We start from the raw sequence: 9,742 nt of genomic DNA on the forward strand, positions 1-9,742 counted from the left end.
CCACGGCATCGAGGCCGCCACCAGCATGGTCGTTCTGCGCAACGCGTTGCGTGGCCTCGCCGTGACGGGTGCCGGGCCGGGGCAGCTGCTGTCCTGGCTGAACATCCTGGCGCACCACTTGACCGGAGGGGTCACGGCCACCGCGGTGTGCGCCCTGTACGACCCGGATCAGCGCAGTCTGCGCTGGGCACGGGCAGGCCATCTCCCGCCCGTGCTGGTCCGCGGACCGGAGGCGACCCCGCTGCCGTTGGTCAAGGGCCTGCTGCTGGGCGCATTGCCCGAAGCCGTCTACGAGGAGGCCGAGCTGCAATTCGCGCCGGAGGACATGCTGCTGATGTACACCGACGGGCTCATCGAGCGCCGCGACCGGTCTGTGGAGGAGTCCCTGACCCACCTGCTGACCACGGCCCGTACCGCGCCGAAGACCCTGGACCAACAGCTCGACCGTCTGCTGACCTACAGCAGGTCGGACACGGACGACGACACCTGCATCGTCGGCATCCGCGTGACGTAGCCGCGACTCGGGCCACCGGGCCGGCTCCGGCAGAACCCGCTCGAGCGACCCACTGGATGCGCGAGGACTTCATCTGGGCCCTGGACGCCTAGACCGCGCCAAGCAGCAGACGGGCCTCGGGCCCGCCCACAGGACCTGCAGCCGTCTCGCGAGGGTCGTTTCGCGCCGCTGTCCTCGCCGCCCAGCACACGGGTGCACCACTGTGCCGCAGCGGCGCGGCCAGTGCTTCTTATGGCGCCCCCGGGGACAGCGAAGGGACCCCTCCATCGCCGACGCCCGACAGCGCCGTGCGCGCGCTGCCCCACCTCGGCCGGCTCCTGTTGGAACTCTTATGCTCCCGGGGCCGGGCGGGGAAGCGACACGGCCGCCGTCAATCCCGCGATAGCACGTCGGCTGACGGCTCGCCGTGCTTTCCACCGGCGTCTGTCTCCCAGGTGTACCGGTCGCAGTCCATTTGAGCCATTCCGCCGTCGGCAAGGGATCGTCTCGGCAGTGGGCACGGCGGGTTCCTTCGCGCGTGCCAGTTTGGGGCGTCTATGGAGCGTATGGTCACGCTACGCGCCTGACGGCCCCACTTTCGGCATGCGCGCAGGGCCCGGTCGTCGTATCGGCCGGGCCCTGCGAACGGGCCGTGTGTACGGGTCAGATCACCATCGGTACCAACGGCCGCGACCGCCGCCGGCGGTGGTGGAGCGCATGACGAAGCCGAGAAGCCAGAGCACAAGGACGGCGACGGCGACCCACCAGAGGACCTTGATGGCGAAGCCGGCGCCGAAAAGGATCAGGGCGAGAAGAAGAACCAACAGCAGAGGAACCATCTTTATCAACCTCCTGTCGCCCGTCTGCCCTGCAAAGTGGCCCACATGCGCCCGACGCTGCCTTGTTTATGAGAGTAACGCCGGGGCACGAGCCGGTTATCGGGACAGCGGTACACAAGCTACGAGGAGGTCCCCCTTCATGACTGCCGGAGAGAAGGCCAAGGCAAAGGTCGAGCAGGCCGAGGGCAAGGCCAAGGAAACCGTGGGAAACGCCGTCGGCAACGACCGCATGGCCGCTGAGGGACAGGCAGAAAAGAGCACGGGTGACGTCCGTGAGGCCAAGGAGAAGGCCAAGGACGCATTCAAGCACTGACTTTGCTTTGTGCACCGTGGATACGAAAGGGCCTTTCCGGGCGTCATACGGGAAGGCCCTTTTCGATGGCATCCGGCTGCGGAACCCGGCGGAACGCGAGCGGGCGCAGGCCGCCCGAGGCGTTGCGCCGCACATCCCCGCGGTTCAACGTCAAGCTGCCGACCGGCATGCTCCCTGCAAGCGACAAAGCTGCCCTCAAGGCGGCGCTGCCCGCGACCGCACCGCGCTGAACCGGCGCTCCACCGGCCTCTTCCCCTTTGTCGAAGCCTCGACGACCTCCTGCGCGCAGGCCGTCAACCCGTGCCGCCCGGTAACCGCCGGCGTACTCCGCTCCGGTGGACGCTGCCCGGCGTCGTGGCCGGCAGCCCTGTCACTCAGTCCAGCGCATCTTCGCTGACAGGTTCGACGGCCCTGTTTCCGGTACTGCTGGTGATCCTCTCGATCGTGGGCCTGACCATGCCCGCGGCCGGACCGGGGTCATCCACCACATGTCGCAGGCCGTTCGGGTCGCATCCCGCACTCTGCTGTGCAGCTGCAGATGGCCGGACCATCGTCCGTGGCGTGGACGCTGATCTTTACCCGCCCGGCGTACCGGCTGCCCCCTTCATCCCCGAGTGGCAGCAGGACGCCGTCCACCTGGTCGCGCGGAACGAGGAAGCCCCGCCCGTGCGCCTCGGGGGTATGCGCGCGGGCGGAGCTGCATGTGGGCGGTCAGAGCCGCTGTGACCAGCTACCCCACGACAGGGTCGCCGAGCCGTCCGGGTCGATCCTCACCCTCGCACCGCAGACCGGAAGCGCGCCACTGCGGTTGAGCCGATTACGAATGCGGTCCATCAGCGACCACAGCCGCTGAGGGCCACTCTCGTGCATCACCGGCGAGTCCAGGAACCCGCGCGCCGTCGCCCACGCCCACGAGCCGCCCTTTCGACGCGAACCTTTACTCGGTGCCCGCCCGCAAGGTCCGTCCCCGCCAGCTGGTCGAGATCCGGGCCACGAAGTCCCAGGTCACACTGCACTGCACCGTCCCTGACGCTACTGGGCAGACGTTGCTGGCCGTCCACCCGCGGGCGGTCGGCCGCGGAGCCCGCATCGTGGACGAGACGCACTGGGAGGGGCCTGCCCACCGGCGCCGGCCACCGTGTCAGCACCGGCGACACTCTGCCTTCGCCCCGCCGCAGCCAGCCGCTCGGGTCGGGGACCGGACCGCTGCAGGCCCTGCTGAACCGGTCCGCAGCCGCAAGTGTCGAGGTCGGCCGCCGTCCGCTGTCGGTCTATGACGAGCTGACCGGCACCCGGCCCTTCACCTCACCCGCCCCGACCAAGGACGCCCGTTGAGCGAGCGATGCGCAGGATGGCGCGCTCGTGTGTCATGGTGCTCGCCCGGTCGCTTCCGGCGTTCACCAAACGCCTCAGACCGTCTCGCCATTGTGTCGGGGGCAGAACTTTGATGCGGGCTCGTCAATGGGCACAGAAGCGTCGTTGCACGCCGCCCACGTCCAATTGCAGGGCTAGATTACCCGTCCCACGAACAAGATATCGAACATAATTCGAACAAGGTGACTCTTGGCAGGCTGGGCCTTCGCGTTGGGGGCGGGCTGGCGCACGGAGGCCTGCCAGGCACGTGCTTCATCCTCGGCCTGGAAGATCTGCTCGCCTTTCGCCTCGTCGCGCGACCGTCGCCGGATGTGGGCGTAGTGTCCGGGTATGAGTGACGCTCTGTGCGGCTGGTATGGGGCTGCGCCGCAGGAGCCGATGGGGCCTGACCGCCTGCGCTGCCGGCCTGCGCATCGGCAGGCGGTCAGGCGTGCACGTCGCAGGTGGCAGCAGATTGCTCAGGCGTGGGGAACGATGACGGCGTCCGGTGCTGAGCTACGGCTCCGGAGGCACGCCGTCACTGTGCGTCCGGTCCGGCAGTCGCCCCCGACCGGAGGAGTGGCGGGTTGCCACAGCGCCGTGGTGACGCGGGTGCCGGATCTGGCCCGGCAGCTGGTGCGGGCGGCGGTGACGGCCGACCGGAAGGCCGGCGCCGGCTGGGTACAGATCGGTGCCGTACTTGGGATCTGTGGCGAGGTCGCTCGCGCTCGCTTCGGGCGCACGCGTGCTGCTCCTTCCGGCGTCCGCAGGAGGTGAGGGACGTGCAGCAGCTTGCCGACTTCGCCCCTGGCTCCGGCTCTGGCCTGGAGCAGCTCGATGCTCCCCTGGCAGACGTCATGCGGGACACCGGTGCCTCGGTGGGCCTGCTGTATCTGCTGCCGCCCGGTGAGCGGGTACTGCAGCTGACGCTGATATCCGGGGTGTCCCAGCAGATTGCAGCCCCCTGGGCGCGGGTCACGGTGGGCGCCCCCCTGCCGGCGGCGGACGCCGTACGACAACGGCGCATGGTGTGGCTGAGCAGCCAGGAGGAGGTGGCACGCTGCTACCCTCAGCTGGCGCTCGTGCTGCCCTACGAATTCATGTTGGCTGCTGCCCCGGTCAGCTGTGGCACCACTGTGTGGGGTGCCCTGGTACTGCTGTGGCCTATCTGGCGTCCGCCGCAGCTGAGCTCATGTGAACGGGATGCGCTGGGCACGTGCTGCGAGTGCGAGGGTGTGCTCCTGCAGCAGGCTGCCGGCCAAGGGCAGCCGTTGTTGCCCACCGACCAGCCGCGGGTTTTGGCCCCCGTGCGTTCCGGCCGCATGGTGTCGGGCGAGGCACCTGCCGCATTCGACTTCGCTGAACGGCTGCCGCAGGGCTGCTGCGCACTCGATCTGGACGGGCGGGTCACTTTCATCAACACCACGGCCGGCGACCTGCTCGGCGCGGGGGTCGGCGCCTTGCTGGGCAGCCGTCCCTGGGAGAGCCTGTCGTGGCTGCACAACCCCCTCTTCGAGGACCGGTACCGGGCAGCGGTGGTCAGCCGCTGGCCCACCTCCTTCACCATCCTGCGCCCGCCGGACCAGTGGCTGTACTTCCAGCTCCACCCGGACGACAGCGGCATCAGCATCCAGATCACCCCGGTCCCGGCCGAGCACGCCAAGCCCACCATGCCGTGGCAGCACGGCCCACCGGCGCCAGAGGTCGGGGCGACAGCCCTGTACCACCTCACCCACCTGGCGGCCGGCCTCACGCAGGCTGTCGGGGCGGACGATGTGGTCGAGCTGGCCTGTGACCAGATCGTCCCCGCCTTCGGCCCCCAAGCCCTCGCCCTGTTGACCGCGGAGGAAGGCCGGCTGCGCGTCATCGGCACCTGCGGCTTCAGCGCCGAACTCACCGAGATCTTCGACGCCCAGCGCCTGGCCTCCGACACCCCTGCCGTCCGGGCCCTGCTCACCGGCGACCCAGGCTTCTACGCCACCTTCGCCGACCTAAAACGCGCCTACCCCCCAGCCGTTCACAAGGACGAGCTGCCCGCCTGCGCAACCTTGCCCCTGATCGCCTCCGGCCGCACCGTCGGCACGCTCATCCTCGGCTACCACCGGCCCCGCCCCTTCCCCGCGCCGGAACGCGCCATCCTGGCTTCCCTGGCCGGCCTGATCGCCCAGGCCCTGGACCGCGCCCGCCTCTACGACATCAAGCACCAGCTCGCCCACACCCTACAAACCGGCCTGCTGCCCCACACCCTGCCCACGATCCCCGGTCTGGACGCCGCCGCCCGCTACCAGCCCGCCGGCCACGGCATCGACATCGGCGGCGACTTCTACGACCTCATCCCCTGCGGTGAAGCATCCGCAGCCGCGGCGATCGGCGACGTGCAGGGCCACAACATCACCGCCGCGGCCCTGATGGGACAAGTCCGCATCGCCGTCCACGCCCACGCCACCGCCGGCACGCCCCCCGGCGAAGTCCTCGCCCGGACCAACCGACTCCTCATCGACCTCGACCCGGGACTGTTCACCAGCTGCCTGTACGCCCACCTCGACCTCGCACACCACCGCGCCCGCCTCGCCACCGCCGGACACCCCCCACCCCTGATCCGCCACCCCGACGGCCACACCGAAATCCTCCACCTGCCCCCCGGCCTGCTCCTCGGCATCGACCCCGACGCCACCTATCCCACCACCGAGATCCCGCTCCCTTCCGGCACCCTCCTCGCCCTGTACACCGACGGCCTGATCGAAACCCCTGGCACCGACATCGACGACGCCACCGCCGACCTCGTCACCTGCCTCGCGCAGGCGCCAGACCAGACCCTCGGCGCCCTCGCCAACACCCTCGTCAGCCACTGCCCCCCGACCCCACACCAGGACGACATCGCCCTGCTCCTCATCCAGGCAACAGCACCCCACCAGGCGACCTGAAAGCGGCACAACCCCGTGAAGCGTGAAAGCCCCGGACCCTGGCGGAGGGAGCCGATGGCCGGTCTGCGCAGGCCCTCACAGGGTGTGATCGATCTCGGCACCAACCACGGTCCCATTGATCCCCGGGGCCGGAGTACGTCAGGGAACTACGACGTCTGCACCCGTCTCAGGCCGGGCTCAGCCAGAGTCCTGGTCGTCCTGCACGTCGTGCAAGGAGGGGGCGTAGGAGATCCCGACGATCAAGCCGTCCGCCGTGAGAAGTCTGGCCACCGTCTGACCCCACGGCTCGATTCGGGCTTGGTGCACCAACTCGAAGCCAGCACGCTGAAGCTCGGCACCGGCGGCTGCGACGGCTTCCGCGTTCGCCACCTCGAACTCGATCGACGCCTGTGGAACCACCCGGTCGGCGGGCCACTGGTCCGTGCCGAAGCATGCCTCGGCCGCCTGCGAGAGCGGCCACAGGCCGAAGTGCTTGCTGCCGGGGACGCTCCCGCTGGAGTAGTAGCCGTTGCCTTCCCCCTCCAGAGGGAGGCCAAGAACCTCGATGAACAGCTTGCGGCTCAGCGACGGGTCGGCGACCACCACCGCCACGCTCGTGATGAAGAGAACGTCCATGTCGGCACTCCCTGCTCCGACTGGGCTGCGGGGGCCGGAGATACAGCCTCGTCGACACCGCGTTCAGCGGCCGGATCCCGCTCACCTTATCCGCCAACGCCCTGGCTGCCGCCGAACAGACCCGCGGCAGCCTCGCCGGGGCGGTCATGCACACCAACCATGGGGCCCAGTACACCCCCATGCGCGAGGCCCGCGACGATGTCGAGCAGCTCAACGCCCACGACGCGGCCTTCCACCGGGCCGTGATCTCCGCGACGGGCAACGACTCGCTCCTCACGCTCCTGGAAGGCATATCGGGCCGCACGCTGCGCGCCCGGATCTGGCGCGGCCTTGTCGACGACCAGGCCGCGGGCCGCATCCTCGCCGAACACGAGTCGATCTTCACGGCCCTCTCCTACCGCGACGCCTTCCTGGGCCAGGCTGCCGCCCTCCTGCACGTCAACAACACCGAGCAGTGGCTGAGGGAACACCTGCGCTCCTTGGAGTCACCCGTCACCGGTACAGCGGGGCGTCGCCGGGGTGCTCCGGCGAAGTCTCCCCGCCAGGAGGCGTGAGGAGCTCCCGGGGACCTGCCGGTGGACGCCCTACAGGCATGTCGACGGGGCGTCGGCTCGCTGTCGGCGCCCACCGGCGCCGCGAGAGGGAAGAGCGGGGCTCAGCTGCCAGGATCCCCGCCACCAAGGTCTGCTGGACATCGACTGCTCGTATCACCCCAAGAATTCGGTCTGCTTCACCGTCGCCCATGCTCCTGACCGCGGAAGACGGTCCGATGCCGGGTGCCTGCCGCTATTGGTGGTGCGGCGGGTGGGGTGGCGGGGGCGGGATGGTGTCGATGCCCGGCGCGGGCTCGGGCCACACCAGCAGGACGGGGCACGGGGCGTGGTCGACGATGAAACGGCCGGCATGCCCCAGGCTGCGCGGCCCGAGATGGGTCCGGTCACCGTCACGGGTGAGGATGAGCAGGTCGGCGCCCTCGGCAGCGGCGACGACCTCCCGCTCGACGCGGCCGGTCCGCTCGACACGGGCGCACGGGCGGCCCAGACGCTGCGCGGCCTCGGCCAGGAATGTCTCGGCGGAGGCGGCGGCGAGGTGCTCCACCTGCGTGCCGGGGTCGCGTTCGCCATGGCCGCGGCCGAGCAGACCGGCGAAGGCGCCGTGCGCCGCGCCCGGGACGTCGGCCGGGGTGACGTGGAGCAGCACGATGTCGGCGTCGTCGGGCGCGTGGGCGCGGGCGGCGTCGATGCCGGCGGGCCAGGTGCCCTCGGTGATCCAGGCGATGACTTTCATGACGGTCAGCCTCCGATGAGGGTGAGCGAGGTCCACAGTGCCACCACCGACAGCCCCAGGGCGGCAGGCACTGTGAACAAACCGAGCCGGGTGAACTCACCGAGTTCGACGTCACTGTCGTGTTCGTGCACGATGCGCCGCCACAGCAGCGTGGCCAGGGAGCCGGCGTAGGTGAGGTTCGGGCCGATGTTCACCCCTAGCAGGACTGCCAGGACCGCGGCCGGCCCGGACGGGGCGGTCAGCGGCAGCAGCACCAGCACGGCGGGCAGATTGTTGATGACGTTGGCCAGCACCGCGGCCAGGGCGGCGATAGCGCACAACGCCGCCAGTCCGGTACCGCTTGGGATCAGGTGTCCCAGCCCCGCCGCCAGCCCATTGTCGACGACCGCGCGGACCACCAGTCCCAGGGCCAGGACGAAGGCGAGGAACGGCACCGCGGCGGCCCGCACGATGGCGGTGGGCGTGGTACGGCGCTGGGCCAGAGCCCGCCCGGCGAGCACGAGGGCGCCGGCGAAGGCCGCCCACGCGGGGTTGACGTCCACCATGGAGGTGAGGACGAACCCGGCCAGCGTGCAGGCCACTGTGACCAGGGCGAACACCGGCAGTTCGCGTTGCCCGGCGGTGCGTGGGGCCTGAGCCCCTGCGTCCAGGTCGGTGGCGAAGAACCGGCGGAAGACCACGTACTCGGTGGCGATGGCCACCAGCCAGGGCAAGGCCATCAGGGCGGCGAAGCGCGTGAAGCTCAGCCCGCTGGCGGCGAACGCGAGCAGGTTGGTGAGGTTGGAGACCGGCAGCAGCAGCGACGCGGTGTTCGACAGGTGGGTGCAGGCGTAGACGTGCGGTTTCGGCCGGGCACCGAGCCGGGCGGCGGTGGCGAACACCACCGGCGTCAGCAGCACGATCGTGGCATCCAGACTGAGCACCGCGGTGATCACCGACGCGGCGGCGAACACCTGCACCAGCAGGCGGCGCGGGCGCCCCGCCGCACTAAGGGCCATCCACGCCCCGCACGCATGGAACAGCCCCTCGTCGTCACACAGCTGGGCGAGGACCAGGACGGCCGCAAGGAACCCAATCACCGGCCCGAGCCGCTCCGCCTCCTCACGGGCATGCGCCAGCGAGAGCGCCCCGGTGGCGATCACCACACCCGCAGCCGGGACGGCGACCACCGCCTCCGGCCACCCGAACGGGCGAACGACGGCGCACGCCAGCACCACCAGCAGCAGAACGACGGAGACGGCCTCCGCCACAGAGGAGTTCACCACTTGATCTTCCCCCGCCCGCGACCGCCCGCGCGACCTGGCAAGGGCGGGCCCGCCTGCCGGGCAGCGACCAGACGGGAGCCCAGCGCGCATAGCTGCTGTCGCAGTGTCATGGAGCGGTGCGTGATGACATGCCCCGACGCCCCGACGTGCCGCCGGGTGACCGGGCCGTGCATGACTGGGGCTGGGAGGAGGCCAGGCCCTGGTGCGACGCCATGACGTACGCCCTGGCCGAGCGCTACGGCCGCTGGGTCGCCGGCTGGCGGTGGGCGCATGACGAGGGGGACTTCGACGGGGGTCCAGTCGGCAGCTGGTGCTGCCCCCAGGACTCGGTCACCACCCCGGAGGAGACCCTCGACCGGGTGACCGCGGCACTGTGCGAGTAGCGGGAGTGGCACGCCGCCGGGTTCCGTGCCGGGCGGCGCGTCGTGCCAGGGTGCCCAGGTGGCTGAACGTGTGCGCGTGCGCGAGATCGATGACGACGAGGGGCAGAGGCTGCTGCGCATCATCCGTAGAGGCACCGGGTCGGTGGTGACCTGGCGTCGGGCTCAAATGGTGCTGCTAGTGGCTCGTCACGCAGCCTTGGCCTGGTAATCGATCCGTTGCTCGTCGGCCAGCAGACTGTCTCCAAGACCTGATCTTGGAGGTGGTCGTGG

At 70.2% G+C, this 9,742-nt stretch carries 9 protein-coding genes and 2 pseudogenes; 7 read left to right on the plus strand and 4 right to left on the minus strand.

Annotation, left to right across the window (positions count from 1 at the left end):
• On the plus strand, nt 1–514 hold a 514-nt coding region (locus ACZ5NH_RS44565), incomplete at its 5' end, for a PP2C family protein-serine/threonine phosphatase (protein WP_468784102.1).
• Between the two features lie 647 nt (nt 515–1,161).
• Here ACZ5NH_RS44565 and ACZ5NH_RS44570 read toward each other — a convergent pair.
• Nucleotides 1,162–1,332 carry a hypothetical protein gene (locus ACZ5NH_RS44570; protein ID WP_014673915.1) on the minus strand — a complete coding sequence of 57 codons (171 nt, stop codon included), beginning with the start codon at nt 1,330–1,332 and terminating at the stop codon, nt 1,162–1,164.
• Nucleotides 1,333–1,471: 139 nt separating this feature from the next.
• Here ACZ5NH_RS44570 and ACZ5NH_RS44575 point away from each other — a divergent pair, with 139 nt between their 5' ends.
• The 3 genes from ACZ5NH_RS44575 to ACZ5NH_RS44585 all read left to right on the plus strand — a co-directional run bounded on the left by ACZ5NH_RS44575 (nt 1,472) and on the right by ACZ5NH_RS44585 (nt 5,922).
• Entirely contained in the window at nt 1,472–1,645 is a 174-nt protein-coding gene (locus ACZ5NH_RS44575; RefSeq protein WP_388635044.1) for a CsbD family protein, read from the plus strand.
• A gap of 944 nt (nt 1,646–2,589) precedes the next feature.
• Nucleotides 2,590–2,922 carry a hypothetical protein gene (locus tag ACZ5NH_RS44580; protein WP_468784105.1) on the plus strand — a complete coding sequence of 111 codons (333 nt, stop codon included), beginning with the start codon at nt 2,590–2,592 and terminating at the stop codon, nt 2,920–2,922.
• Between the two features lie 858 nt (nt 2,923–3,780).
• Entirely contained in the window at nt 3,781–5,922 is a 2,142-nt protein-coding gene (locus tag ACZ5NH_RS44585; protein ID WP_468784107.1) for a SpoIIE family protein phosphatase, read from the plus strand.
• Between the two features lie 177 nt (nt 5,923–6,099).
• Here ACZ5NH_RS44585 and ACZ5NH_RS44590 read toward each other — a convergent pair whose 3' ends face one another.
• On the minus strand, nt 6,100–6,537 hold the full coding sequence (locus ACZ5NH_RS44590) for a VOC family protein (protein ID WP_450986554.1): 438 nt from the start codon (nt 6,535–6,537) through the stop codon (nt 6,100–6,102).
• Between the two features lie 92 nt (nt 6,538–6,629).
• Between ACZ5NH_RS44590 and ACZ5NH_RS44595 the strand changes: the two are divergent.
• Nucleotides 6,630–7,091: pseudogene (locus ACZ5NH_RS44595) on the plus strand (FadR/GntR family transcriptional regulator); the annotation flags it as partial.
• Between the two features lie 232 nt (nt 7,092–7,323).
• On the opposite strand, the gene ACZ5NH_RS44600 reads toward ACZ5NH_RS44595, so the two are convergent.
• Entirely contained in the window at nt 7,324–7,824 is a 501-nt protein-coding gene (locus ACZ5NH_RS44600; protein WP_388635040.1) for a universal stress protein, read from the minus strand.
• A gap of 5 nt (nt 7,825–7,829) precedes the next feature.
• Nucleotides 7,830–9,086, minus strand: a complete 1,257-nt coding sequence (locus tag ACZ5NH_RS44605; protein ID WP_468784110.1) for an SLC13 family permease — start codon at nt 9,084–9,086, stop codon at nt 7,830–7,832.
• Between the two features lie 131 nt (nt 9,087–9,217).
• Between ACZ5NH_RS44605 and ACZ5NH_RS44610 the strand changes: the two genes are divergently transcribed.
• Complete coding sequence (locus ACZ5NH_RS44610; RefSeq protein WP_468784112.1) at nt 9,218–9,472, plus strand: hypothetical protein; 255 nt, start codon at nt 9,218–9,220, stop codon at nt 9,470–9,472.
• Nucleotides 9,473–9,530: 58 nt separating this feature from the next.
• Nucleotides 9,531–9,674, plus strand: a pseudogene (locus ACZ5NH_RS44615) (IS630 family transposase); the annotation flags it as partial.
• Between the last annotated feature and the right edge of the window lie 68 nt (nt 9,675–9,742).

It is taken from the genome of Streptomyces sp. NPDC031426, assembly GCF_055581585.1.